The sequence below is a fragment of the Bacteroides caecimuris genome (assembly GCF_001688725.2).
Taxonomy (GTDB): domain Bacteria; phylum Bacteroidota; class Bacteroidia; order Bacteroidales; family Bacteroidaceae; genus Bacteroides; species Bacteroides caecimuris.
This window is the reverse complement of sequence record NZ_CP015401.2, coordinates 2829558-2855979: the sequence shown is the minus strand read 5'-3', so window position 1 is coordinate 2855979 and position 26422 is coordinate 2829558. Positions and strand designations below refer to the sequence as shown.

At 43.1% G+C, this 26422-nt stretch carries 20 protein-coding genes, 1 tRNA gene and 2 pseudogenes; 10 read left to right on the top strand and 13 right to left on the bottom strand.

Annotated elements, in window-relative coordinates:
* Positions 1–60 precede the first annotated feature (60 nt).
* The 7 genes and pseudogenes from tnpC to A4V03_RS12455 all read left to right on the top strand — a co-directional run bounded on the left by tnpC (position 61) and on the right by A4V03_RS12455 (position 7989).
* Positions 61–1821 carry an IS66 family transposase gene (gene tnpC, locus A4V03_RS12485; RefSeq protein ID WP_065539123.1) on the top strand — a complete coding sequence of 587 codons (1761 nt, stop codon included), beginning with the start codon at positions 61–63 and terminating at the stop codon, positions 1819–1821.
* Positions 1822–2087: 266 nt separating this feature from the next.
* Positions 2088–2168: pseudogene (locus A4V03_RS20805) on the top strand (histidine phosphatase family protein); the annotation flags it as partial.
* A 274-nt stretch (positions 2169–2442) separates the two neighbouring features.
* Positions 2443–2700, top strand: a pseudogene (locus tag A4V03_RS12475) (transaldolase family protein); the annotation flags it as partial.
* A gap of 113 nt (positions 2701–2813) precedes the next feature.
* A complete protein-coding gene (locus tag A4V03_RS12470; protein ID WP_065539120.1) occupies positions 2814–4244 on the top strand; it encodes a RapZ C-terminal domain-containing protein in 1431 nt (476 codons plus the stop codon).
* Between the two features lie 35 nt (positions 4245–4279).
* Positions 4280–5029, top strand: coding sequence for a nucleotidyltransferase family protein (locus A4V03_RS12465; RefSeq protein ID WP_065540411.1), 750 nt, complete (start codon positions 4280–4282; stop codon positions 5027–5029).
* Between the two features lie 66 nt (positions 5030–5095).
* Positions 5096–6271: a mechanosensitive ion channel family protein gene (locus A4V03_RS12460; RefSeq protein WP_065539119.1), complete on the top strand. Its 1176-nt coding sequence runs from the start codon at positions 5096–5098 to the stop codon at positions 6269–6271.
* Positions 6272–6378: 107 nt separating this feature from the next.
* Entirely contained in the window at positions 6379–7989 is a 1611-nt protein-coding gene (locus tag A4V03_RS12455; protein WP_065539118.1) for an ATP-binding protein, read from the top strand.
* A 262-nt stretch (positions 7990–8251) separates the two neighbouring features.
* Here A4V03_RS12455 and A4V03_RS12450 read toward each other — a convergent pair whose 3' ends face one another.
* Together A4V03_RS12450 and A4V03_RS12445 are read right to left on the bottom strand one after the other, a co-directional pair.
* Positions 8252–9466 carry an endonuclease/exonuclease/phosphatase family protein gene (locus A4V03_RS12450; RefSeq protein WP_065539117.1) on the bottom strand — a complete coding sequence of 405 codons (1215 nt, stop codon included), beginning with the start codon at positions 9464–9466 and terminating at the stop codon, positions 8252–8254.
* A complete protein-coding gene (locus A4V03_RS12445; RefSeq protein ID WP_065539116.1) occupies positions 9447–10907 on the bottom strand; it encodes an aminoacyl-histidine dipeptidase in 1461 nt (486 codons plus the stop codon). Before A4V03_RS12445 ends, A4V03_RS12450 begins: the two co-directional genes overlap by 20 nt.
* Positions 10908–11040: 133 nt before the next feature.
* On the opposite strand from A4V03_RS12445, the gene A4V03_RS12440 reads away from it, so the two are divergent.
* Positions 11041–11274, top strand: a complete 234-nt coding sequence (locus tag A4V03_RS12440) for a hypothetical protein (RefSeq protein ID WP_008026083.1) — start codon at positions 11041–11043, stop codon at positions 11272–11274.
* Between the two features lie 27 nt (positions 11275–11301).
* Entirely contained in the window at positions 11302–11904 is a 603-nt protein-coding gene (locus A4V03_RS12435; protein ID WP_008771479.1) for an OmpH/Skp family outer membrane protein, read from the top strand.
* 112 nt (positions 11905–12016) lie between these two features.
* On the opposite strand, the gene A4V03_RS12430 is transcribed toward A4V03_RS12435, so the two are convergent.
* Positions 12017–12358 carry a hypothetical protein gene (locus A4V03_RS12430; protein ID WP_065539115.1) on the bottom strand — a complete coding sequence of 114 codons (342 nt, stop codon included), beginning with the start codon at positions 12356–12358 and terminating at the stop codon, positions 12017–12019.
* 3 nt (positions 12359–12361) lie between these two features.
* Positions 12362–12658 (bottom strand): FtsB family cell division protein, encoded by a 297-nt coding sequence (locus A4V03_RS12425; protein WP_065539114.1) that lies wholly within the window; start codon positions 12656–12658, stop codon positions 12362–12364.
* A 160-nt stretch (positions 12659–12818) separates the two neighbouring features.
* Here A4V03_RS12425 and A4V03_RS12420 point away from each other — a divergent pair, with 160 nt between their 5' ends.
* Complete coding sequence (locus tag A4V03_RS12420; protein WP_065540410.1) at positions 12819–14684, top strand: DNA polymerase III subunit gamma/tau; 1866 nt, start codon at positions 12819–12821, stop codon at positions 14682–14684.
* Between the two features lie 815 nt (positions 14685–15499).
* Here the strand turns inward: A4V03_RS12420 and A4V03_RS12415 are convergent.
* From A4V03_RS12415 to rho, 9 genes are all read right to left on the bottom strand, one after another.
* Positions 15500–16483, bottom strand: a complete 984-nt coding sequence (locus A4V03_RS12415) for an ISAon1 family transposase (RefSeq protein ID WP_236588618.1) — start codon at positions 16481–16483, stop codon at positions 15500–15502.
* A complete protein-coding gene (locus tag A4V03_RS12410; RefSeq protein WP_065537581.1) occupies positions 16476–16847 on the bottom strand; it encodes an ISAon1 family transposase N-terminal region protein in 372 nt (123 codons plus the stop codon). The genes A4V03_RS12415 and A4V03_RS12410 overlap by 8 nt, the downstream gene beginning before the upstream one ends.
* Positions 16848–16986: 139 nt before the next feature.
* Positions 16987–17062 (bottom strand) — tRNA-His (locus A4V03_RS12405).
* 37 nt (positions 17063–17099) lie between these two features.
* Positions 17100–18281 carry a CapA family protein gene (locus A4V03_RS12400; RefSeq protein WP_065539113.1) on the bottom strand — a complete coding sequence of 394 codons (1182 nt, stop codon included), beginning with the start codon at positions 18279–18281 and terminating at the stop codon, positions 17100–17102.
* The gene (gene folD, locus A4V03_RS12395) at positions 18278–19159 is read right to left on the bottom strand and encodes a bifunctional methylenetetrahydrofolate dehydrogenase/methenyltetrahydrofolate cyclohydrolase FolD (protein ID WP_004312924.1); all 882 of its coding nucleotides are present in this window, start codon (positions 19157–19159) and stop codon (positions 18278–18280) included. The genes A4V03_RS12400 and folD overlap by 4 nt, the downstream gene beginning before the upstream one ends.
* Before the next feature lie 271 nt (positions 19160–19430).
* Entirely contained in the window at positions 19431–20753 is a 1323-nt protein-coding gene (ffh, locus tag A4V03_RS12390) for a signal recognition particle protein (RefSeq protein ID WP_065539112.1), read from the bottom strand.
* 104 nt (positions 20754–20857) lie between these two features.
* Positions 20858–22180 (bottom strand): MATE family efflux transporter, encoded by a 1323-nt coding sequence (locus A4V03_RS12385; protein WP_065539111.1) that lies wholly within the window; start codon positions 22178–22180, stop codon positions 20858–20860.
* Positions 22181–22387: 207 nt separating this feature from the next.
* Positions 22388–23854 carry a sulfatase family protein gene (locus A4V03_RS12380; RefSeq protein WP_065539110.1) on the bottom strand — a complete coding sequence of 489 codons (1467 nt, stop codon included), beginning with the start codon at positions 23852–23854 and terminating at the stop codon, positions 22388–22390.
* A 285-nt stretch (positions 23855–24139) separates the two neighbouring features.
* Positions 24140–26359, bottom strand: a complete 2220-nt coding sequence (gene rho, locus A4V03_RS12375; RefSeq protein ID WP_065539109.1) for a transcription termination factor Rho — start codon at positions 26357–26359, stop codon at positions 24140–24142.
* Positions 26360–26422 lie beyond the last annotated feature (63 nt).

The following is a 26422-nucleotide window of genomic DNA, read 5'->3' as shown; positions in this document are numbered from 1 at the left end:
GATATAAAAATAAACGATAAAAAGTTTGCGTAACTGCCTGATTTTTCGTACCTTTATATCATGATTGATGAAAGGGCATACGAGTTACTTTGCTGCCAGTTGGGTCTGGCGAATGAGGAAAAGGCAGGGCTTCGCAAACAGGTAAACGAACTGATTGCGAGGCTTAAGGCCATTGAAGAATCCAATAAGGAGAACTCCAAGGCTCTGGTTGATACAATCAATGAATTATCCGTAACAGTCGAGAACTATCGAAAAGAAATGGAGCTTATGAGAAAGCAGCTTGAAGCGAAAGACGAGGTGAACCGGATGCTGGCAAACGAGATATCCAATCTCAGGCTTCAGCTTGAGGACAGCAGGAAACACCGTTTCGGCCGTACATCCGAGCAAAGAAAACTGCTGAACAACCGTAACCTTGACAGGTCTGCACTGCATAAGTCCGAATATGACGGTTCTGACAGAAAGGATGATGACAACGATAAGGCTGACGGTAACGAAACCGGCAGCAGTACCATTTCTGGTAGCACACCTGCACAGGACAGCCAACCTTCAAGAAGAAAGGAAACTGCACCACGTGCCGTGAGAACCAAATTGAAAGTTGACAAAGTGGTAGTACATGAAGTGGACGAGTATTACACGCTTCCCGAAGGAGGACGGTTCATGAACCGCAACGGTATGCCTGATGTGTGGGAATACAGGGTTATAGAACATGTAAGGGCTCATAACGTGGAGCATGTGTATAAGGTGGCAAGGGTAAAGCTTGCAGACGGCACTTTCGCGAACACGATGGAACATCCGCTGAAAGACCTTGGAGGCATCTTCTCTCCTGAACTGCTTGCCCGTCTGCTCTGTCTGAAATACGACTTCAGCATGCCGGAGAACAGGCAGATAAGACTGCTTGCCAGAGAGGGCATCCACATAAGCAACACCACACTGAACAGCTATATCCATAACGGAATCGCCAAACTCAAGGGTTTTATCGGAGAGGTATTCAAGGGGTTTGTACAGCAGGCTGAATATCTTATGGTTGATGAGACGACCGAACTTGTAGGCGTCGAAACAAAGGAAGGCAAGGCTTACAGGAGAAAGTACTTATGGGCATTCTTTGCAAAGCATATGAAGATGGTCTATTACCACTATAACAACGGCAGCAGGTCATCCGATGCGGCGAAGTCGTTCCTGGAACATTTTATGGGGACCCTTTCCACTGACGGATATACGGTTTACAGAATGTTTGATGGAGAAGACTCAAAGGTGCTTCATATAGGATGCTGGACGCACTGCAGAAGGTTGTGGGTTGACGCCTTGCCTTCGGACAGGACAGCGATGGAGATAATAGACTCCATCGGCGATATGTTCATGAATGAAGATCTGTTCCGCACCATGAAGCTCAGCGGTGAGCAGATAAAGGGGAAAAGACGGAAGCTTACAGGACCGATCCTTGAAAGTATCCATCATAAGGTGGTCATGATGATGCAGGATGCGAAGATTATGGCTAACGAACTGATGAGAAAGGCTGTCAATTATACGTTAAACCAGTGGAAGTCCCTGAGAAATATCCTCAAGGACGGTGCAGCGGAAATATCGAACAACCTCTGTGAACAAAGGATGAAACCGGTAAAGCTGTTGCTCAAGAACTGTATGAACATAGGCAGTGAGGATGCGGCAGAAAACTCGGCATTCATCTTCTCTCTGATAGAAAGCTGTAAGCTTAATGGCATAGACCCTCAGGATTACCTGAAGCACCTGTTCGAATGTATTCTTCATGGTAAGGACTGCGACAAGAAGACTCTTCTACCATGTTTTTATAAACCGGAATGTTAAAACAAAAATATTTTCTTGCGGGCATTTTTATTTTATCGGCTGAAAAACAGCCGATAAAATTGTCGTGGCGGAAAATAGAATGATTACATTCATAATGCAAGCTTAGAATTAGAGGAGGGTATTTTTTTATGTCCCTGATTATTACATCCCGCCTCTTTGCAGAAAGAATCATTATTTCTGGGTATTGACAACTATTTGTTTTCTAGTGAACTTTGTGAAGAAACAATCTGTTGTATATGCAAAAAGAAGAAAGGGGAATTTTAGAAATGAAAAAGATAGTATTGCTTCGTCACGGAGAGAGTGCATGGAATAAAGAAAACCGCTTCACAGGCTGGACAGGTGTCGATTTTTATTAGTTGTGGCTCATGGTAATAGCCTGCGGGGTATCTCCTGGGAAACCCAGAAGAGATCAGAAAACTGATGGAAGCGGTAGCCAATCAGGGAAAGAAAAAATAGAAAAGTTATACATTAAAAAAGAGGTTATGCCTAAAGGAGTAGAATTATTGAATACCATTCAGGATGTATATTTTGATTCGTCAATTACGATTGCTTAATCAGAGATGAATAGAAGTAAATTCTTATCTTTGACTATTAGATCGTTAACCATTAAAAATTAAGAGTATGAAGTTTTTTATTGACACAGCTAATCTAGAGCAAATCCTGGAGGCTTATGACCTCAGAGTGCTTGACGGAGTGACTACCAACTCTTCGCTGATAAGTGTTGAAGTGATAGCAACCGATTATGAAGGAATGATTCGTGAAGGCGAAGAACTTGCCGCGCTCAATCCGCATATCGAAGTCAAAGTTCCCTGTATTGCCGATGGCATTAAAGCTATCAAATATTTCACGGAAAAGGGAATCCGCACGAACTGTACATTATCTGTTAAATCGTTGATAGGATTAGGAAAGCCTTTCAACGTACTGTATTTAGTGTGGCAGGTTTATACTAATATTTAACTATATTTTCTATCTTTGCTCGAAAATATACGACTATGATTACCGAAGAGCTACAGAAACTTTATCAGTCATATACGGGCGTTCCCGCTGAAAACATAACAGAATTACCGTCTTCCGGTTCCAACCGCCGTTATTTTCGGTTGACGGGTATAGAAACATTGATTGGAGTCTACGGGGCTTCTATAGATGAGAATGAAGCATTTCTTTATATGGCAGGACACTTCCGCAAATGTGGACTGCCTGTTCCTGAAGTGCGCATTGCCTCAGAAGATAAGACCTGTTATTTGCAGGAAGATTTGGGCGATACTCTGTTGTTCCATGCCATAGAGAAAGGACGTGCTACCAGTGTCTTTTCCGAAGAGGAAAAAGAGTTGCTTCGCAAAACGATTCGTCTGCTTCCTGCTATTCAGTTTGTCGGGGCGGATGGATTTGATTTTTCCCGTTGTTATCCTCAACCGGAGTTCAATCAACGCTCCATTCTGTGGGATTTGAATTACTTCAAATATTGCTTCCTGAAAGCTACCGGTATGGAGTTTCAGGAAGACAAACTGGAAGATGATTTTCAGAAAATGAGCAGTGTCTTGCTCCGCAGTTCTTCCGCCACTTTCATGTATCGTGATTTTCAAAGCCGTAATGTGATGATAAAAGACGGGGAACCGTGGTTTATTGACTTTCAGGGCGGACGCAAAGGTCCGTTCTATTATGACATAGCCTCTTTCCTGTGGCAGGCGAAAGCGAAATATCCCGATAGCCTCCGTAAAGAACTGCTGCAAGAATATATGGAAGCTCTTCGTAAATACCAACCGATTGACGAATCTTATTTTTATAGCCAACTTCGCCACTTTGTCCTTTTTCGTACGCTGCAAGTGCTGGGAGCATACGGTTTCCGCGGTTACTTTGAAAAGAAACCGCATTTTATCCAAAGCGTTCCTTATGCCATCGAAAACCTGCGTGAATTGTTGAAAGAAGAATATCCGGAATATCCGTATCTCTGTAACGTTTTGCGGGAGCTTACCGGACTGAAACAATTCACGGACGACCTGAAAAAGCGGCAGCTAACCGTCAAAGTAATGAGCTTTGCCTATAAGAAAGGAATTCCTGATGACTCTACCGGCAATGGAGGAGGTTATGTATTCGACTGCCGCGCCGTGAATAATCCCGGCAAGTATGAGCGTTACAAACCGTTCACCGGACTGGATGAACCTGTAATCACTTTCTTGGAAGAAGATGGCGAAATACTCCGTTTCCTCGATCATGTCTATGCTTTGGTAGATGCCTCCGTGAAACGTTATATGGAACGCGGATTCAGCAATTTGTCCGTCTGCTTCGGTTGCACCGGCGGACAGCATCGTTCTGTTTATTCAGCCCAGCACCTGGCAGAGCACCTGAATCAGAAGTTTGGTGTGAAAGTCGAACTAGTGCATCGGGAACAGAACATAGAGCATACGTTTGAGGCAACAATCTAAGAAGAGTAAATATAAAGAAGAAAGTGACCGAAAGAATGAAAGCAATGATATTTGCAGCCGGTTTGGGTAGCCGGCTGAAGCCGCTCACCGATACCATGCCGAAGGCTTTGGTTCCCATAGCCGGACGTCCGATGTTGGAACATGTGATTTTAAAACTGAAAGCTGCCGGATTCACAGAAATAGTGATTAACATCCATCATTTTGGCGAACAGATACTTGACTTCTTGAAAGCCAATGAGAATTTTGGACTTATCATACATATTTCCGACGAACGCGACCTGTTGCTCGACACCGGTGGGGGAGTTAAGAAAGCCCGTTCTTTCTTTGAAAATTCCGATGAACCTTTCCTGATACACAATGTAGATATTCTTTCAGACGTGAATCTGAAAGATTTATATGACTACCATCTACAAAGCGGTGCTGTTGCCACTTTGCTTGCCAGCCAACGTAAAACCTCCCGTTATCTTCTTTTTGATACAGACAAGAGACTTTGCGGATGGATAAACAAGGATACGGAACAGGTGAAACCGGAAGGTTTTCAGTATGATCCTTCTCTTTATCAAGAATATGCATTCAGTGGAATCCATGTTCTTTCGCCCGCCATTTTTCAATGGATGACTTCTCCCTGTTGGGAGGGTAAATTCTCTATTATGGATTTTTATCTTGCCACATGCCGGCAAGTAAACTATAGTGGTTGCTTGACAGAAAAGTTGCACCTGATTGATATTGGTAAACCGGAAACATTAGCGAAAGCAACAGACTTCTTATATCAAAAGGCGAAATAAAGATACTGAGAGGCTGTCTAAACCAAATGAATATTTTGCTGTTATTAATTGAAAAAGACAGCAGTTATGTTAGTAGTAGATTTAGGAAAATGGATGAATGAAATCCTCATCAACTGGGGAATAAATCCGGTAGTTGCCGATCGTTTTGATGAGACTATTATGGCTTTGCTGATGATAGTGGTTGCTATCGTTCTGAATTACCTCTGCCAAGCGATTCTTATCGGAGGTATGAAACAGTATACGAGGCGGAGACCTCATCAATGGAACACGTTGTTAATGAAACGCAAGGTATTTCATCATTTGATTCATACGATCCCGGCTTTTCTGGTTTATTTGTTGTTGCCAATGGCTTTAATCCGTGGAAAAGAGTTGTTGCTGATTTCCCAGAAAGCGTGTGTCATTTATATAATTTTCTCTTTACTATTGGCTATTAATGGAATTCTGTTGATGATAATGGATATCTATGACGGAAGAGAATCGATGAAAGACCGTCCGATGAAAGGCTTTATTCAGGTGTTGCAGGTGCTTCTTTTCTTTGTAGGCGGAATTGTAATTATCGCTATTGTCGTGAATAAGTCTCCGACTACTTTGTTTGCGGGATTGGGTGCTTCGGCGGCTATTTTAATGCTAGTATTCAAAGATTCCATACTAGGTTTTGTGGCGGGTATCCAGCTTTCTGCCAACGATATGGTTCGTCCGGGGGACTGGGTGACGCTCCCTTCCGGTGACGCAAACGGTATTGTACAGGAGATAACGCTGAATACAGTAAAGATTCAGAATTTTGATAATACCATTTCCACCGTTCCTCCTTATACATTAGTGAGCAGTCCTTTTCAGAATTGGCGGGGAATGACACAGTCGGGAGGACGGCGGGTGATGAAGAATATAACATTGGATTTGACTACACTTCAATTCTGTACCTCGGAAATGCTGGACCGTTACCGGAAGGAGATCCCATTAATGGCGGATTATCAGCCGGAAGAAGGAGTCGTTCCTACCAATTCCCAAGTGTACAGGGTATATATCGAACGCTATTTGTGTAGCCTGCCTGTGGTCAATCAGGAGTTGGATCTGATTATCAGTCAGAAAGAAGCTACGATGTACGGAGTACCTATTCAGGTTTATTTCTTCTCCCGCAATAAGGTGTGGAAAGAATACGAGCGTATTCAGTCGGACATCTTCGACCATTTGCTGGCAATGGCTCCCAAGTTTGACTTGAAGGTTTATCAGTATTCGGATTAAATGTTAAGTAATATAACAAAATTCGTTTTATAATGTCCGGAATCGTTTGTATTTATGCCTGTTTTCACGTATCTTCGTCTAGTGATTCATAAAAAGCCGATAAAAAGATGAAATATCCTATTGGAATACAGAGCTTTGACCGCCTTCGTGAAGACGGTTTTGTTTATGTAGACAAGACTGCCTTAGTTTATAGCCTTGTGCAAACGGGTTCAATCTATTTCTTGAGTCGTCCCCGTCGTTTTGGGAAGAGTCTGTTGGTGAGTACACTTGCCTGTTATTTTCAGGGGCGGAAAGAACTTTTCGACGGACTGGCAATTGCCGACCTTGAAAAAGACTGGTTACAATATCCTATTTTCCGTATTGACTTTAACGGTGGGCCATACACCCAACCGGGAGTGCTCGAAGCAACTATTGAAGGGTATTTAGGCAATTGGGAAGACATCTATGGCAAAAATCTGAACTACACTACTATAGGTGACCGCTTCAAGGAACTGCTCCGCCGTGCTTATGAACGGACAGGACAGCGTGCGGTAGTACTGATTGATGAATATGACAAACCCATTCTCGATGTGTTGGATACCGGAACTTACACCTGCAACCATGTAGGAGAGAAACTTTTGCTTGAAGACCATCACAGGGAAATTCTGAAATCTTTTTATTCCACCTTCAAAGGAGCTGACGAATACTTGAAATTCGTTCTGTTGACAGGAGTTACGAAATTTTCACAAGTAAGTGTGTTCAGTGGCTTCAACCAACCAAAAGACATTAGTATGGATGAACGCTACGAATCACTATGCGGAATCACTCAAGAAGAATTGGAGAAATACTTCGCAGAACCCATCTCGCGATTGGCAACTAAATACGAATGTACGGTGGAGGAAATGAAGAACTGGTTGAAACGGCAGTACGATGGCTATCATTTTAGTACGAACATGACCGCCATCTATAATCCGTTTAGCATACTTAATGCCTTTGATATGAATGAAATCCGTGACTATTGGTTTGCCACCGGTACCCCGACTTATTTGATACGTCTGCTACAACACAGTAGCGAACAGATGAACGAACTAACAGGAAAATTCTACGACCCAACTATGTTTATAGACTATAAAGCGGATGTGGAACAGCCCCTACCAATGATTTTTCAAAGCGGATACCTCACAATCAAAGAATATAATAAAAAAATGGGAACTTATCTGCTCGATTTCCCAAACAACGAAGTACGGAAGGGATTCCTTTCCGTGTTGGCAGCCAATTATATGAAGCCGAAGAGTAAGGAAGTGACGAGTTGGATAACAGATGCAGTAATGGATCTTGAACGAGGTGATACAGACGCGTTCCGCCGTTCCCTCACCTCTTTTTTGGCAAGTATTCCTTATGACTCCCACGGCTCGTTGAAAGATATAGATATAACAGAAAAGCATTTTCAATATACTTTTTATCTATTGCTTCGACTGATAGGCGTATATTGCATCGCTATCCATTGCGAAGACCGCCAAAGCTACGGACGGGTGGATTGTACACTGGAGATGGAGGATTACGTCTATATCTTTGAATTCAAAATGGACGGAACGGCACAGGAAGCGTTGGAACAAATAGAAAAGACCGGCTACGCCAAGCCTTATCTGGCAGACAAGCGAAAAGTGATTGGTATCGGAGTGAACTTCTCATCCGTCACACGGACAGTAGAAGACTGGGAGGAAATTTCCGTCGCATGACAAAAGTTGAATTATGAACTTCATAGAAAAATACAAAATAATAAAATATCAAATCCCTTCTTTTGAATACATTGATTAATGGGCGTTGATGAGGCATTGTATTTTCTCAACTATTCTCATAGCGGTGAGAATTCTCCCTTGTTAGAGCATGTTGTAACGGCGTTTGTACTTCCCTGATAATGGTTAACTATAAATTTAATACTTTTATCACTATGTTCCTAATATTCAAATTGATAGTCTAAATGTTTATATCGAATTCACGTTAATATAGAATCAGTTCAAAGTCTGTATAGATAGGAAGATGGTCACTGATGCCTCCTTGATATTTCATTCCTTTATAAGTGCGGAAAGGTTCTTTATCGCCATATTTTTCGTCATCTTTCAGTAAAAAGGGGAGAAGGCACACATTTGCTTTTTCTTCGCTGGTGAAAAAGTGACTTGATTGATTTAATAAAGCGCCTGAAACAATCAAGTGGTCGAGCAATCCCCATTCGCCACGGTATTTGTAAGAACCGAAGTCTTTTGATTTTGCTTTCCGGGCGAGTAGATGATATAGTTTTAATGAGGAGGGGGCAACTGTTGAGTTGTTGGCGGGGTTGGTTGTTGAGGCTAGGTTATTGGCAGTAACAGGAGGCGCTTCGGCTTTTAGTATTTTCCGAATGGATTGATTGGTCGGGTAATCGTTGAAATCCCCCATAATAATGACTTGCGGAAGAGAACGAATATTCATAATACTATCAACTTCCATGCGCAGAATGTGAGCTGCATATAAGCGATATGGTTCCGATTCTTTGGCTCCACCCGATCGGCTGGGGAGGTGGCAGACAAATACGTCGAGCGTATCTCCTGTCAGTAGAAGTCCGCTGACATGTAGCAAATCCCTTGTCGGGTGGTATTGCTTCAACGGAGGGATGGAAATGGAACGAGAGGATAATAGTTTGAATAAATCCCGTTGATAAAGCAAGGCTACGTCAATTCCTCTTAAATCAAGGGAGTTGGTCATCACATAACGATAACTAAGCTCTTTTAAAGGAGAACGGCGGGTCAGGTCACGAAGTACTGTATCATTTTCTACTTCACATAGTCCGACCAATGCAGGCGGACTCCATTCGCCAATAGCCGTAATTACACGGGCAACGTCAACCAGCTTTTTCTTATATCTGCTATAATTCCAATGACGCATCGCGTCGGGAAGAAATTCATGATCGTTCTTCAGACTGTCGTGGTGTGTGTCAAACAGGTTTTCTATGTTCCAACTTACAACGCGGAAAGGGATTTTTTCTTGTTGAAAGGAGGCTTGTGTGGCGTGATAACTTTGTCTTTCATGAGAATCTTGTGCGATCACATAAGAAGGAGCTAAGAAACTTACGGCTATTAAATTCATTGTAAGAAAGAGCATGGCAACAGTTGTTCTTTTTCGACTGTTACCATACTCTTCTTGTTGATTTATCTGTCTTTTACTTCTTGGCAGGAACATGTGACAGAATGTCCAATAGATGTATCCAGAACTTTTCTACAGTAGGAATAAGCATCCGTTCATCGGGCGAGTGAACACCTGTCAGTGTCGGTCCGAAGGAGATCATATCCAGCGTTGGGTATTTATCAAGGAACAGGCCACATTCCAATCCTGCATGAATGGCTTTAACTTTCGCGTCTACACCAAACAGGCGCTTGTAAGATTCAACTGCCACTTCGAGGATAGCCGAGTGGGGATTCGGTTTCCATCCCGGATAACCTTCGCCAAACGTAACATTGGCTCCCGCCAGTTGGAATACGGCACGAACCGTGTTCGCCATATCGTTGCGTGCGGATAGTATCGAGCTTCGCTGACTGGTTTCAATGCGGATGACATGATTCGGCTTCATTTTGACAGATGCCAGATTAGTAGAAGTTTCTACCAGTCCGGGAATATCCTGGCTCATGGCGTATACACCGTGAGGAGCTGCATACAGAGCTTTTAATAAACGGGTAGTGGTATCCTGATCGATAGCCATTTTGCGGGGAGCTTCCGATTCGAGAACCAGCTTTAAGTCGGGCTCTACAACGGATAATTCGTCTTCCATTTCGCTGGTGAAGATATTTAGTTCGGTGCGGACATCATGTTTGGCATCTTCAGGAACTGCACAGATAGCGTATGCCTCGCGGGGAATAGCGTTACGCAGGTTACCACCGTTGATTTCACAAAGGTACAGATCGTGTCTGGCAGCCATGCGTGAAAGGAAACGGTTCAGTATTTTGTTGGCATTTCCCCGTCCCAAATGAATATCACCACCGGAGTGACCGCCTTTCAAACCTTTCACTTCCACCTTGAAGAAGAAATATCCGGCAGGAACTTCCACTTCCTTATAAGTAAATTCTGCAACGGAGTCAATACCTCCGGCACAGCCGATAAAGATTTCCCCTTCATCTTCCGAATCGAGGTTCAGAAGAATATCACCGCTCATAAAACCTTCTTGCAGGGCAAAAGCTCCAGTAAGTCCGGTTTCTTCGTCTACGGTAAACAGACATTCCAGCGGACCATGTTCAATGCTGTCGTCAGCCAGAATAGCCAGTTCGGTAGCTACACCGATACCGTTGTCGGCTCCAAGGGTAGTGCCTTTGGCTTTCAGCCATTCACCGTCAATTTCCGTTTCGATGGGATCGGTGAGGAAGTCATGTTGAACGTCATTGTTCTTTTCGCACACCATGTCGATATGTGATTGCAATACGACGGTTTGAAGATTTTCCTTTCCCGGAGTAGCGGGTTTTTTAATCAATACGTTGCCGGCTTCGTTCACCTTGGTTTCCAGGTTATGTTTTGCTCCGAATGCCTTTAGGTAGGCAATCATTTTCTCTTCCTTCTTCGAAGGGCGTGGCACTTGGCAGATTTCTTCGAAATACTTGAATACGCCAGTCGGCTTTAAGTCTTTTTTTTCCATGCTGTTTTTGTTTTATAATAGGAATAGAAGGGCTGTTTTCGCTTCTTCTATTGCTAAATATGGTTAATTTGATTGACTTATCTGAACTCATATCTCATTAAAGCCTATCTTTGCACTCACAAAATTAATAGAAATGGTTGAGACTATACTGATAACTTTGTTAATAGTTGCTATTTCCCTGGTATTATTAGGGGTGAAAGTATTCTTTACGAAGGGTGGGAAATTCCCGAATGGTCATGTGAGCGGGAATAAAACGTTGCGTCAGAAAGGTATCGGATGCGCACAGTCGCAGGATCGTGAAGCACAAAAGAAACCGCGTTTTTCTATTGATGAGTTGGAAAAAGCCTTGAACGATAGTATGAATTAAATTTATTAAAAATAATACTTATTAATTATGAATAGAATGAACTACCTCATGAACGGTTTGGCTGCTCTTGCATTTATCGTTTTATTTTCACAATGTGCTGGCAAAACTGACAATCAAACTACAAGTACTCCGGCGCAGGCTAATGCCGAACTGTCAGGAATGAAAATTGCCTATGTTGAAATAGATACGCTGCTTGCCAAATACAATTTCTGTATTGACTTGAATGAGGCGATGGTAAAGAAGAGCGAAAACGTTCGTATGACATTGAATCAGAAGGCTACTTCTTTGAACAAGGAAAAACAAGACTTCCAGAAGAAAGTAGAAAACAATGCTTTCCTGTCACAAGATAGAGCACAGCAAGAATATAACCGTCTGGTGAAGTTGGAACAAGACTTGCAAGAGTTGAGCAACAAACTTCAGAATGGTTTGATGGAAGAGAACAACAAGAATAGCTTGCAGTTCCGCGATTCTATCAACGCTTTCCTGAAAGAATATAATAAAACTCACGGATATAGCTTGATTTTCAGCAACACAGGGTTTGATAACCTGCTTTATGCTGACAGCGCTTTTAATATCACAAAAGAAATTGTTGACGGATTGAATGCAAGATATTCACCTGTGAAGAAATAATAGTGAAGGATAAAAAATAAACGTTCCGTTTCCTGATAAAAGGACGGAATGTAACCCAATAATTTTTTGATTTCTGCCTGTTCAAGACTGCAAAGCTATGAACAGGCTTTTTTTATGACTTTTCTTTTTCTTCTTCCTGCGGAATACGGAAAGCGGTGTAAAGTTCGAGGATAGCGGCAATCGTGAGGCAGGCAATCCATTCATTGCCTCGGGTGGTAAACATAAAGGCTCCAGTCAGGATCAGCGCCAATGCTCCGAATATCTGCTGAACGCGTAGGCGTTTCAGTGTTTTGCCTTTTCCTTTGACAGGCGTATTCACTTGTGCCAATGCGAAAAGTCCGGCTCCGATAGTATATATGTAAGGAGCATAGAACCATCCGGTGATAAATACTGCTGCTCCGGTGAGAGCCATGATGGCACCTACGACAAAAAGGGCGGGTACTAATTGTTTCATTCTTTAATCTTCAAAAACGTAAATATCTTCGTTGGGTTTCTTCATCAGATACTTTTCGCGGGCGATCTGTTCGATGGCGTCCGGATTAGTCGTTATTTCGTTGAGACGCTTGGTGTTCTCTTCGTAATCTGCCTGATATTTTTCTATCTCTTCTTTCAGCTGGCTGATCTCCCGTTCATATCCAAGACGACGAATCAGGCTGTTCTCGTCCAGAAAAACAATGATAACAGCAAACGCGACGACCGTAATGAGATACTTCCGTCTGCGTATGAAACTCCAGATATTGATTAGTTTACCCATAATTTCTCCTTTTTAATATCCGCAAAGATAAAACTAATAACTTAAAAACTTATCGCTTCGGCTTCAAAACTTCTCTCTTTATCCCTTATTACATCTCACTTTTTTTGTGTACATTTGCAAAGTAAGCAAAAAATCAAAAAAAACAGAGGGAATCTTGGATATGGAAAACTATATTGTTTCAGCCCGTAAGTATCGTCCGTCCACGTTCGAATCGGTGGTAGGACAGCGGGCATTGACTACTACGCTGAAAAATGCAATTGCTACCCAGAAACTGGCTCATGCTTATTTATTTTGCGGACCGCGTGGAGTAGGAAAGACCACTTGTGCGCGTATCTTTGCCAAAACCATCAATTGCATGACGCCTACTGCCGATGGAGAGGCTTGCAATCAGTGTGAGTCATGTGTAGCTTTCAACGAACAGCGGTCATACAATATTCACGAACTCGATGCTGCTTCCAACAACTCGGTAGATGACATTCGCCAATTGGTGGAGCAAGTACGCATCCCGCCGCAGATTGGTAAATATAAGGTATATATCATCGACGAGGTGCACATGCTTTCGGCATCTGCTTTCAATGCGTTCCTGAAAACGCTGGAAGAACCTCCCCGTCATGCTATCTTTATCCTGGCTACGACGGAGAAACATAAGATTCTCCCTACCATTCTTTCCCGTTGTCAGATTTATGACTTTAACCGGATAAGTGTGGAAGATACGGTGAATCATCTGTCGTATGTGGCTTCGAAAGAAGGAATCACGGCGGAGCCGGAAGCACTGAACGTGATAGCTATGAAGGCAGACGGTGGTATGCGTGATGCTTTGTCTATCTTCGATCAGGTGGTAAGTTTCACCGGAGGAAATATCACCTATAAGAGTGTGATTGATAATCTGAACGTCCTTGATTACGAATATTATTTCCGCCTGACGGATTGTTTCCTCGAAAACAAGGTAAGTGATGCTTTGTTGCTTTTCAATGATATATTGAATAAAGGCTTTGACGGAAGTCATTTTATTACCGGATTGTCGTCTCATTTCCGTGATCTGTTGGTGGGGAAAGACCCGGTGACACTGCCTTTACTGGAAGTGGGAGCGAGTATACGTCAACGCTATCAGGAACAGGCGCAGAAATGTCCGTTATCTTTCTTGTATCGTGCCATGAAGCTTTGTAATGAGTGCGATTTGAATTACCGCATCAGCAAAAACAAGCGTTTGCTGGTAGAACTGACCTTGATACAGGTTGCACAGCTTACCATCGAGGGGGATGACGTGAGTGGTGGGCGTGGCCCTGCGAAGACCATAAAACCCATATTCACACAGCCTGCCGCAGTTCAGCAGCCGCAGGTCGCTTCTGCACCCCAGGTTCAGCTGGCTTCCCTTCATTCGTCTCCGTCTTCAGTAACAACACAGGCTGCTAATGGCACTACTGCCCGGCATCCGCAAGCATCTGCGACAGCGCAACCGGGAGCATTGGCTTCTTCTGGTTCGGCTTCGTCTGCTCCGTCGCAAGGAGCAAAAGTTGCCCCGACTGTTAAGGAAGAGCGGAAAATTCCGGTGATGAAGATGTCTAGTTTAGGTGTGTCTATCAAGAATCCGCAGCGCGATCAGACAACGCAGAATACAGCTGCCACTCATGTTCCTAAGGTGCAGCAACCGGAAGAAGATTTTATATTCAATGACCGGGATTTGAATTATTACTGGCAGGAATATGCCGGTCAGTTGCCGAAAGAACAGGATGCTCTTACTAAACGTATGCAGATGCTCCGTCCGGTATTGCTTAATAACTCAACGACTTTTGAAGTGGTAGTTGATAATGAGTTTGCTGCAAAGGATTTTACAGCTTTGATTCCTGAATTGCAGGGTTATCTTCGCAGTAGGCTGAAAAACAGCAAAGTGGTGATGACAGTGCGGGTAAGTGAGGCAACAGAAACAATACGTCCTGTGGGACGTGTCGAGAGATTCCAGATGATGGCTCAAAAGAATCAGGCGTTGATGCAGCTGAAAGATGTGTTTGGACTGGAACTATACTAATGTACTTATTTTTATCAGATTATCTCTGTCCTTATTATATAATTTGTTTCTGTAGTTTACGGGAGCTTGTTTTATCTGACTAAAGCATAGCTTTATGGAATGAAAAGCATAGCTTTAGACTGACTAAACCTATGCTTTTGAGAGCCAATAAGAGGTCTATTCGTTTTATTTGCAGAAATAGCATGTATTCCCTTCACCTTTCACATCTCCTTGTTTATCGGGGATAGCGGGTGAAGGGCAATCTTTCACCCCTCCTTCACAGGGCCTGAAATGTAGTTTGTGAAAAGGGGGATAGATTTAAGAGAAAGATGCCGGTGTTTTCCCGAAAAGACTGCGATGTTTTTTTCAAACATTGGGAAGAAAAAATAATCTATTAGCATATTTTCTTTTGCTATAATGATATGTCTATTAGCTATAATGATATTGTTTTTTCATTATAGCCAATGAGAGAAAAAAGTGAAAAGGGGTGAAGGTGAGTGTGAAGGGATGCCCTTCACCCGCTATCGCCTATGAACAGGGAAAAGTGAAGGGTGAAGGCATAATTGCGATATGTAATGTATAAGTAGAATTGACCGGAACAAGTGCGACATTCAGAAGCTGTTTTGAAATGATTAGAAAAATCTATTAAGGACTATTGGGTCAGTCTGAAAACTCTGTGGGCATAATATTTTGAGAAAATTTCAATATTGCAATGTAAGAATACAAGTTCTTTTAAGGCATTATAAATTAAGTATATCAGACAACCGCTTGATTGGGTACCAGTATTATAACGGCTCAGTTGTAATTCTTGGGGGATTAATATTTGTAACTTCCATTTATGCATATACCTTTGCTAGCCTAAAAAGGAAGAATCTCATATCCACGACTCCTCTAAATGATGCCCTAAATGCTTTGATTTTATCATTAAATGCTTCTGCAGCTGCATTTGTGCTCCTGTTCACAAAGAAGTTTAAAATCCTTTCGTAATGGTTCTCAATAGAGTTTGCTACTGTTGTGAATGTATCGTATCCATATTCTTCAATCTTATTATACCATAGTGCCAGCTTTGCTCTTGCTACATCCTTGTCATAGTTTGTGGAAAATATCTTTCCCAACTCCAATGAGTAGTAATATACGTGCTTAATATCTTCAAACTGCTTGAAAAGTAATTCTGCCCTGATTTTCTGACTCTTGGTCCATTTATCAGGTGATTTAAATAATAAATATCTGCTTCTGGCCAATAATTGCCTGAGTGTATCTCCGTTTTCGAGTTCTTCCGCTTTATATACTTCCCCCTTCTCTTTTGCCGCTTTCATGGCTTTATTCTCCTCTTTTATCACTTGCCATCTATATGTAATGCGCAACTCTTGTACAGCTTCATATACAAGTTTTTGTACATGAAACCTATCAATCACCTGCATGGCACGTGGAAAGCACGTTTTCGCAATCTTTTGCATGCTCCCTGCCATATCCAGTGTGATTTCTTTGACTTGATTCCGCAGCTCCTGTGGCATCTTTGTAAGTACCGCAATGATATCATCGGTTTTAGTGCCCTGAATTACAGCTATAATAGAACCTTTCCTGCCTCGCTTATCTCTATTTATTAAGATGGTATAAAGATCTCCCTTGCTTAAAGCCGTCTCGTCAATACATAGGTGATAACCCATATTCTTTGGATAAAGGATATACTCTTGGGCATGTGCTCTCTGATCCCAATTCTGGAAGTCACTCAGGTGGTCCTTATATTGGCTTTGAAGCTGTTTGCCATCCATGCAGTAATGCTCGGCTACACTTTGGCAGCTAACAGCGTGATTATCCAAGTAATTCTTTTAAAAAAGCACCGAACTCAGCGGTTATGCGAGTACCGGTGGCTACCAAACTCCAGTCACGACTATACGTCTGCCCGGTGGATGGATCTTCCCAGCGACGACGCTTGATACGTAAATAAACGGCTTTACCACGGATAGGGAAGTCCTGAACTTCAATCTCAGGGAGGAAACCTTTTGAGTGAAGATGGAGATCAGAGTACTCGGAAGGAATAGTCGCTTTCTCCTCTAAATAAAGAATAAAGCAAGTATCCTGAGATACATGATTGACTAGGGTGAAGTAATCAAGGATTCCTGAAGGCAAGAACAAGCTTAAAGAAGCAACAGGATCAATCGTTTGGGAAGAGGATGTTTTCATGATGCAAAAATAAGAATTTTAACGCAATCCCCCAAATTTTCAGACTGAGCCGTTTTCAGACTGAGCCTTCACTTTCCAAATAACCACTACCAACAAAAAGAAAACCCTCATAAGTACTTAACTTACAAGGGCTTTTGTTGGGTGGAAGACCGGACTCGAACCGGCGACATTCAGAACCACAATCTGACGCTCTAACCAACTGAACTACATCCACCATGTCTGCGTTTCTCTAACGCGGTGCAAAGATAGATATTATCTTTTAATCTCCAAAAGATTCTGCTGTTTTTTTTCAAAAAAAGTATATTCTTTTATTCCCTGATTGTGCTTGTTGAAAAGGGTTCGCGCCTCATTTGTGAAGATTTTCAGAGAGTTACGTGCTTGTAAAGGAATTGAATCAATCGGAAAATTGACGGGGAGTAATTGATGATTTTTTTTCCCGGACTGAATGGGGCGGGCTGTCCAGACTAAACTATACTCGCAATTATTGAGACGGACTGTGCTGTCTTTTACTAATTCCATTCTTACCATCAGTCCACCATCGGTGCGGCGGGCGGACATATTGGAAATATAATTTCCCAGTGAATAGACTACGAGATGTTTGTCGTTCGTCACGCTGTCTGTACGAACTTCGATGGGTTGAACTACGTGAGGATGGGAGCCGATGACATGATTTACTCCTTTTTGAATCAGCCAGTCAGCAAGGAACTTCTGCTCTTTGTCCGGGAGCGACTGGTATTCGATTCCCCAATGCATACAAGCTATGATTGCGTCCGGTTTCATTGCTTTGCTCTCTTCAATATCTTTGGCGATAACTGTTGTATCAATATAGTTCACGATATTGGGAGGAGTAACGGGGATACCGTTTGTGCCATACGTATAGTTGAGCAGGGCGATGCGAAACCCGTTCTTTTCCAATAAAAGAGGATATTTCTTGTCGCGTTCTTCGGTGTTGATATACGTGCCGGCATGTGGAATTTTCAACGAGTCGATAAGTTGAATGGTACGCTCCAGTCCGGATTTGCCACGGTCGAGACTATGATTGTTGGCAGTCACTAAAACATTGAAACCTGCGTCATGAATTGCGGTCAGAAATTCGTCCGGTGCGCTGAATGCTGGATAACCTTTGTAGGGTTTGCCTCCTAACGTAACTTCCAGATTGGCGATAGCGAGATCGGCTCTCCTTATTTCTTCTTTAACGTACGTAAAACAGGTGAAGTAATCGTAGCCGGTTGAGGTCCGTGCAGCGTTGATTTGTCCTTGATGTTGCATGAGGTCACCTACGAAAAGAAGTCGTAGGGTATCAGTGGGGGAAATACTGTCGGTTGCGGAAAGGCTGTCCGACAGGGTATCGATGATTGAATCTCTCTTTGCCTGCGACCGGGAGGTGCAGGACAAAGAGAGAAGTAAAATCATTAGAAACAAGCTATGTCTCATTGATAAATAGCTTTCTTGCCAGCTAAGAGTGTATTTTTCATTAACGATACAATCGTCATCGGTCCAACACCGCCCGGTACGGGAGTGATAAAGGAACATTTTGGGGCAACTTCGTCAAACTTCACGTCACCAGTCAGTTTGAAGCCTGATTTCTTGGTTGCATCCGGCACACGAGTAGTACCTACATCGATAACTACCGCACCTTCTTTCACCATTTCGGCTTTTACAAAGTTGGGTTGTCCTAGGGCAGCGATGATAATATCAGCTTCCTGACATTCTTTTATCAGGTCTTTGCTGCGGCTGTGGCATACCGTCACCGTGGCGTCGCCCGGATAGGCTTTCTGCATCATCAGGGCAGCCATTGGTTTGCCGACGATATTGCTACGTCCGAGTACAACACATTTTTTGCCGGAAGTCTCTATTTCGTAACGTTTCAGCAATTCGAGGATACCGTTGGGAGTAGCGGATACATAGCACGGAAGTCCGATGGACATGCGGCCTACGTTGATCGGGTGGAAGCCGTCTACATCTTTACGGTAATCTATTGTTTCGATTACTTTCTGTTCGGAGATATGTTTAGGTAAGGGAAGTTGTACGATAAAGCCGTCTACATCGTCGTCTTCGTTCAGTTCGCGTACTTTGGCAAGCAGTTCTTCTTCAGTCACGTCACTTTCATAGCGGATGAGGGAGGACTTGAATCCACATACTTCACAGGCTTTTACTTTGGCAGCTACATACGTTTCGCTACCACCATCGTGTCCAACAAGAATAGCTGCCAGATGCGGGCGTTTTCCGCCACGAGCCACAATTTCGGCTACTTCGGCTGCAATCTCTTGTTTCACTTGTTCGGAAATGGCTTTTCCGTCTATCAGAGTCATATTTTCAGAGTATTTATTGGTGATAGGCAAAAGTAAAATAAATAACTGAACTCTCCAAAAGGATTGGAATTTTTGTCAGGAGTTGAGCAGTATATTATCAGTCGGTTAGTGGAGAAACGACTTTCTACTGTAGGCTTCCGGATACAAAAAAGAGGCTGTCTAAAAAGTCGTCAGTAACTCTAACTCCCTTCCTGAAGGAGGAGAATGAGGATAGAACCGACTTTTTAGACAGCCTCTTTGGGGTTATAATCAGTTTGGAGCTATTGAATGATTATCTTTTCATTTTAGGCATCATCTTACCCATCTTGCTGCTAGTTACCATTTTCATCATTTTGCGAGTCTGGTCGAACTGTTTCAGCAGGCGGTTTACTTCCTGAATAGTCGTTCCGCTACCTTTTGCGATACGTGTACGACGTGATCCGTTCAGTATTTCCGGATTGGAACGTTCTGCCGGAGTCATGGAATAGATGATAGCTTCGATGCTTTTGAAAGCATTGTCGTCAATTTCAATATCTTTGATTGCCTTTCCTACTCCCGGAATCATGGAAGCAAGGTCTTTCAGATTACCCATTTTCTTGATTTGTGCAATCTGGCTAAGGAAGTCATTGAAGTCGAATTGGTTCTTGGCAATTTTCTTCTGTAAACGTTTAGCCTCTTCTTCATCATATTGTTCCTGTGCACGTTCTACCAATGAAACGATGTCACCCATACCGAGAATACGGTCGGCCATACGGGCAGGGTGGAATTGGTCGATTGCTTCCAGCTTTTCACCTGTACCTACAAATTTGATCGGTTTGTTCACTACCGAACGGATAGAAAGAGCCGCACCACCGCGGGTATCACCATCAAGTTTGGTCAGTACCACACCGTTGAAGTCCAGACGTTCGTTAAATTCTTTAGCCGTGTTTACAGCGTCCTGACCGGTCATGGAGTCTACCACGAACAGAATTTCGTTCGGATTGATTGCTTCTTTGATAGCGGCGATCTCGTTCATCATCTGTTCGTCTACTGCCAGACGTCCGGCTGTATCGACGATAACGAGGTCATATCCTTTGGCTTTAGCTTCCTGAATAGCGTGTTGTGCGATTTCTACCGGATTCTTGCTGTCCAGTTCGCAGTACATCGGTACTTCGATTTGTTCTGCCAATACGCGCAACTGTTCGATAGCTGCCGGACGGTAAACGTCACAAGCCACCAGTAATGGTTTACGGTTTTTCTTGGTTTTCAGCATCCGTGCCAACTTACCGGAGAAGGTGGTCTTACCCGAACCTTGCAAACCTGACATCAGGATAACTGCCGGACGGGCGTTGATATTGATTTCGGCTGTCTCTCCACCCATCAACTGTGTAAGCTCATCATGTACGATCTTCACCATCAACTGGCTTGGCTTCACAGCCGTAAGCACGTTCTGGCCAAGAGCTTTTTCTTTTACCGTATCCGTGAAATTCTTTGCCACCTTGTAGTTTACGTCGGCATCGAGAAGTGCTTTACGTACGTCTTTCAGCGTTTCCGCCACGTTGATTTCGGTGATTTTGCCTTCACCTTTCAGAATCTTGAATGACCGTTCTAGTCTTTCACTTAAATTATCGAACATAGTTATTTAATTACGAATTACTAATTACAATTTACTTGGGCGAAAGAGGGACTTTTCCGTCTACTCTTTATTTGAGCTTGCAAATGTACAAAAATCTCTTGTATTTATATCTTTTTATTCTGCCATTTTGCTTTTTTGAGATAAATATAACTTGTTGTCAATAGCAAGCTATAATACACAATCTCAATCGTAAAGCAAATTTCGATCGGTGCTTTCAGCCACATTCCGATGAAAACGATATAGGATCCGTAGATGATGATTGTAATTGTTTCGAGCAACAAGGCTGCTTGTGTATTTCCTGTTCCGGAGATTCCGTTGAACACTACATTGGCTACGGATGCGATAAGCATGGCGCAACAAATTACATATACTGAGGGGACGGATTCCGTAATGAGCGCAGTTTCACTGGTGTAGATAGAGAGCAGGAATTGCGGAAAAAGTGCCGATAACGCTACCAATCCCAGCATGATGAAAAAGGAGAACCGTGCAATCTTATTAATAAGCGGTATTACATGCTGGATGCCTCCTGCACCGATAGCATTGCTGACAAGACTATTGGTAGTCGTAGCCAGTGCATTGACCGGAATCAGCAATACGATATAAATACTTCGGACGATATTGGCAATCGCCAGTTCCCGTTGTCCCAACCGTTCTACGGCTACGAAGAAAACAAACCAGGTAGCCATCGACAGGAAATATTGCAGCATGGTGAAGCAGGAAATACTAAGAATCCGCATCAACAATGCAGGGTCGAATGTGCGCAGGCGGTTCATACCGTATTTCTTTAAATCGACCGTGGCATACGTATAGATGACGAAAAAGAGAATGGAGGAGGCTTCTGCCAATACAGAAGCAATAGCAGCCCCTTTGATACCCATTTCCGGCAAACCGAACTTTCCGAAGATTAATGCATAGTCCAGTACGATATTGGTAAATGCCATAACAATAGCATTGATGGTTAGCACTTTAGTGCGTGTAATACCGATATACAATGCTCGGAACATAACGTTGATGAAAGAGAAAAAAAAACCGTAAATACGCCAGTCTAGAAACTCCATTGTTCCTTCGTAGATGGATTCTGAAGAAACTAGCAAGCGCATGATGTTCCCACCGAATAACTTGGTGAATCCAAATAGCAGCAGTGCCATCACGAACAGGAACATGATTCCCTGAATCATGACAGGACCGACATCTGAATGGCGTCCTTCGCCATTGCGTCGCGCTATGACAATCTGCGAACCGGTGCTGAATCCGAATGCGATGGTGAATATACATATATAAAATAACCCGCCCATGGCCGATGCTCCAAGAGCTACCTCGCTCACGTGTCCGAGGAATGCTGTGTCGGTGACATTGATGACATTTTGTGCCAGCAAGCTTAGTAGTATCGGATAACTGACACTCCAAATTTGTTTGTTGGTGTACATAATTAAGTGTTTAAGTTTACACTTTGCAAAGATAGTGCTTTATTTCGATTCGGAAGTGATGGGGTAGATGAAAACTACTTCCGGACCTTCGGGAGTTTTATCAGAACTAAAAAGAGGCTGTCTAAAAAGTCGTCAGTAACTTTAATTCCCTTCCTGAAGGAGGAGAATGAGGATAGAACCGACTTTTAGACAGCCTCTTTTTATTATTTATTTTCTTTTGAGTATTTCCCGGACTCCGGGACCTTCGTGATTGGGGTAACCGGGAGTATGGTTTCTGCATCGTGGGTCAGCATCTACTTTCAAGCTTCGGTAGTCATCTTTTGTGCGGGCGATGTAATCATCAAGCATAGCACGGTGTTCTGCCAGAACTTTACTGTATTTCGGATCTTTAGCGAGATTCTTGCGTTCTCCCGGATCTTTTTTCATATCATATAGTTCTTCTCCGTTGCCTTCCAGATAGTGTGTGTATTTGTATCTCGGTCCGCGTATCATACGTCCGGGGGTAACGACATATTCATATTCGCTGTGCCATTCGGAAACTACATAAGGGTGAGTCTTTTTCTGTTTCTCTCCTTTTAATGTAGGTGCGAGACTGATTCCCTGTTTTTCGACCGGAACGGAAATTCCTGCCAAATCGCAAAGGGTAGGCAAAAGATCCAGCGTAGGCTGTGTCAATAGTTGATCTACCGGTTTTTTCTGTTGTTTGATGCCGGGACCTGCAAAGATAAACGGAACGTTTGTCATTTCATCATAGAAACTGATATGCTTGGTTACCATGCGGTGCGAAGCCATTCCGTCGCCATGATCGGCCAGGATAACAACGATGGTGTTTCTTCCGGCAGGAGTGGAGTAAAGAGCTTTTAATACACTGTCTACTTGCTTGGACACCATTTTAGTATAGTGCTGGAAAGCGGCAATGTAGTGGCGGTAATTCTCTTCATTCCATTGAGATGCCTGTGTCATGCGGCGATGGCTGCAACAGATGTACTGCACCGGTTGGGGGATATTGTTCCAGTCTTCCACGTCGAAGTTGGCTGGTAGTTCAGGAAGAGTTCCGTTGATGGGACGATCGGTGTGTACTCCTTCATTTGCTCCTACGAATCCGCAAATGTTGTGAGGATTCTGAAAATCGGCAATGCAGATGAAGGGTTCTTTGGGAGGATTGCTTAAATAAGCAACTGCGTCTTCGCAGGTTCCTACGTCTAGGAAACTGTCGTTGTTAACCGGGAACTCCGGATCAGTGAATGGTTTGGCTACCGGTTCTTTGTGCTTGAATCCTCTTAATGACCCCATGTCGTGTGTTTTTCCGAAGTGTACGGCTTCGTAACCGTTTTCAGAGAAAAGGCTTCCTAATGTCGGTACATTTTCGGGAATACGTGTGTTGATAGGTTCGTTGGAGTTCGAACGCACATTCGTTTGATGAGGTGTCATGCCGCTCCATAAAGCTGCGCGTGAAGGTTGGCTGAGAGGGCAACCCACATAGGCATTGGAGAAGATAACTCCTCGTGAAGCGACTTCGTCAATAGGAAGGGTGCAGCCTTGTGTTTGCCCGTATGCTCCTACGACGCGTTGTGTCAGATGGTCGCACTGGATGATCAGGAAATTGGGCTTTTCTTGAGCTTGGGCTGGTATGCCGCACAGGGTTAATCCCATAAATGGATAAATAGTTTTCATTATTGGCTAGAATTAAGTAATAGTTGATTTTGAAACAAAAGTAGGAAAAAAGGGAAACGCAAAAAAGGGTGAAGTCGTGGTTTTGGACGCAAATGAAAGTATTTTGTACAAAAATGTAATATGTGATGGATTATTAAGGGGCTATTGTTGATGAATGTTGGCTTGTGAAAAATAAACGGCATGTGATAATTAATTAACCGGGTGGCTAAAAAAGAGAACGGTGAACAAACTGCAATTATCAGGACGCAGTTTGTTCACCGTTCATCATTTATCGTTTGCTGTTGATTAGCTGTTCATGCTCATCAGGAATTCATCGTTATCTCTGGTCTTGTCCAAACGGTCTTTAACGAAGTCCATTGCTTCGATTGGATTCATGTCTGCAAGATATTTACGTAATATCCACATGCGGTCAAGAGTTGTCCTATCAAGCAACAGGTCGTCGCGACGAGTGCTGGATGCAGTAATGTTGACTGCCGGGAAGATACGTTTGTTAGACAGGTTGCGGTCGAGCTGCAACTCCATGTTACCGGTACCCTTAAATTCTTCGAAGATAACTTCGTCCATTTTAGAACCGGTATCGATCAATGCGGTAGCGATGATGGTCAACGAGCCGCCGTTTTCAATATTACGGGCAGCACCGAAGAAACGTTTAGGTTTATGAAGTGCATTTGCATCCACACCACCGGAAAGAACTTTACCGGATGCAGGAGATACTGTATTGTATGCACGGGCCAGACGGGTGATAGAATCAAGGAAGATCACTACGTCGTGACCACATTCTACCAAACGTTTTGCTTTTTCCAATACAATACCTGCAATTTTCACGTGACGTTCTGCCGGTTCGTCGAAAGTAGAAGCGATAACTTCTGCATTCACGCTACGTGCCATATCGGTTACTTCTTCCGGACGTTCGTCAATCAGCAACATAATCATGTAGACTTCCGGGTGATTGGCTGCGATGGCGTTAGCGATATCTTTCATTAAGATAGTCTTACCTGTCTTTGGTTGGGCGACGATCAAAGCGCGCTGTCCTTTACCGATAGGAGCGAAAAGATCAACGACGCGTGCAGACATAGAGTCTGAATAACCGCCTTTGCAAAGTTTGAACTTTTCATCCGGGAAGAGAGGTGTCAGATGTTCGAAAGGAACACGGTCGCGAACGAAAGCTGCGTCACGTCCGTTGATTTTCGAAACCTTTACCAATGGGAAATATTTTTCTCCTTCTTTGGGAGGACGGATAACACCTTCCACTACATCACCGGTTTTCAAACCAAATAGTTTGATTTGAGACTGTGATACATAAATATCGTCCGGAGAAGAAAGGTAGTTATAATCGGAAGAACGGAGGAATCCGTATCCATCCTGCATAATTTCCAAAACGCCTACTCCGTTGAGAATATCATCAAATTCGTAAGGCTTTTCGCGTTCAATAACCTTGCGCTCCTGCTGCTGTTGTGCCGGAAGATTATCGCTCGCATGGTTCTGTTGAGTGGCACGCGGCATCGGTAAGCGCTGTTGGTTTTGATTATTGTTGTTACGCTGGAAATTATTATTAGCGTTATTGTTATTAGCATTGTTATTACCGTTGTTATTGTCGCGTGGACGGACAATACGCGGGCGTTGTTGTTGCGCTTGCTGCTGTTGAGGTTGTTGCTGCTGTTGAGGATGAGATGGTTGTTCGGGTGCTGTTTGTACAGGTTCTGTTTTAGTTGCTTCGAATTTGCCGAAGAGTTCGGTAGGAAGCTCTATTTTTTCAGAAGGCAGATCTTCGATTGGAATAAAATCATCATCGTCAACGCTGGATAAGATATTGCTTTCCTCGTCGATAACAAGTGCAGTTTTCTTTTGTGGTTTATCTATATTTTTTTTCTCTGCAACAGGCTTGTTGGGGTCTGCGGCTGGTTTATTTATTTCTGCAACTGGTTTGCTTTTTGCTTTCTTCTCAGCAGTCGGCTGTTGTACTGGAGCAGTTTTTTCTGTTGTTTCAGTAGTTTTCTCTGCAACAACAGACCCAGTTTCCACCGCTTTGGGAGCAGCCAGTTTTGCATTTTCTACTTCTTTCTTCTCTTCTGCGTCAGCGTTCTTACGTGGACGTCCCACTTTACGCTTGGGAGCAGTAGTAGCGTTTTCTGATTTAGCTTCTACAACAGGAGCTTCTTTATCTTTGTTTGTACTTTCTTCTTTCTTGGAAGGTTGTTGTGCTTTTACAGGAATGGCTTCTTTGGTTTTAGTAACCTCTCCATTCTTTGTTGCGGAAACTACCTTGTCTTCTTTTTTGGCAGGAGCTACCCGTAAACGCTTTTTCTTTTGTTCTTCATTTTTGCGTTCTTCTTTGAGTTTATCTGCGGCAACTTTCTTAGTAGCTCCTACAATAGCCTGTTCATCAAGTATTTTATAAACGAGGTCTTCTTTTTTGTATGAGTCTGCTTTTTTTATGCCTAACTCTTTGGCAATAGCTTGAAGTTCCGACAGATTTTTGTCGTTTAATTGGATAATGTTATACATATAGTATGGTAAGTTATTAATATTTCTTTTTTGCTGAATTATAGACAGCATTACTACAGCTTA

Coding starts and splice junctions, on each gene's coding strand:
- A4V03_RS12420 (WP_065540410.1), top strand. CDS start 12,819: ATGGAAAACTATATTGTTTCAGCCCGTAAGTATCGTCCGTCCACGTTC.
- A4V03_RS12470 (WP_065539120.1), top strand. CDS start 2,814: ATGATTACCGAAGAGCTACAGAAACTTTATCAGTCATATACGGGCGTT.
- A4V03_RS12460 (WP_065539119.1), top strand. CDS start 5,096: ATGTTAGTAGTAGATTTAGGAAAATGGATGAATGAAATCCTCATCAAC.
- A4V03_RS12465 (WP_065540411.1), top strand. CDS start 4,280: ATGAAAGCAATGATATTTGCAGCCGGTTTGGGTAGCCGGCTGAAGCCG.
- folD (WP_004312924.1), bottom strand. CDS start 19,159: ATGACTCTGATAGACGGAAAAGCCATTTCCGAACAAGTGAAACAAGAG.
- A4V03_RS12435 (WP_008771479.1), top strand. CDS start 11,302: ATGAATAGAATGAACTACCTCATGAACGGTTTGGCTGCTCTTGCATTT.
- tnpC (WP_065539123.1), top strand. CDS start 61: ATGATTGATGAAAGGGCATACGAGTTACTTTGCTGCCAGTTGGGTCTG.
- rho (WP_065539109.1), bottom strand. CDS start 26,359: ATGTATAACATTATCCAATTAAACGACAAAAATCTGTCGGAACTTCAA.
- A4V03_RS12450 (WP_065539117.1), bottom strand. CDS start 9,466: ATGTTCCTGCCAAGAAGTAAAAGACAGATAAATCAACAAGAAGAGTAT.
- A4V03_RS12440 (WP_008026083.1), top strand. CDS start 11,041: ATGGTTGAGACTATACTGATAACTTTGTTAATAGTTGCTATTTCCCTG.
- ffh (WP_065539112.1), bottom strand. CDS start 20,753: ATGTTCGATAATTTAAGTGAAAGACTAGAACGGTCATTCAAGATTCTG.
- A4V03_RS12425 (WP_065539114.1), bottom strand. CDS start 12,658: ATGGGTAAACTAATCAATATCTGGAGTTTCATACGCAGACGGAAGTAT.
- A4V03_RS12455 (WP_065539118.1), top strand. CDS start 6,379: ATGAAATATCCTATTGGAATACAGAGCTTTGACCGCCTTCGTGAAGAC.
- A4V03_RS12385 (WP_065539111.1), bottom strand. CDS start 22,180: ATGTACACCAACAAACAAATTTGGAGTGTCAGTTATCCGATACTACTA.
- A4V03_RS12445 (WP_065539116.1), bottom strand. CDS start 10,907: ATGGAAAAAAAAGACTTAAAGCCGACTGGCGTATTCAAGTATTTCGAA.
- A4V03_RS12400 (WP_065539113.1), bottom strand. CDS start 18,281: ATGAGACATAGCTTGTTTCTAATGATTTTACTTCTCTCTTTGTCCTGC.
- A4V03_RS12430 (WP_065539115.1), bottom strand. CDS start 12,358: ATGAAACAATTAGTACCCGCCCTTTTTGTCGTAGGTGCCATCATGGCT.
- A4V03_RS12380 (WP_065539110.1), bottom strand. CDS start 23,854: ATGAAAACTATTTATCCATTTATGGGATTAACCCTGTGCGGCATACCA.
- A4V03_RS12410 (WP_065537581.1), bottom strand. CDS start 16,847: ATGAAAACATCCTCTTCCCAAACGATTGATCCTGTTGCTTCTTTAAGC.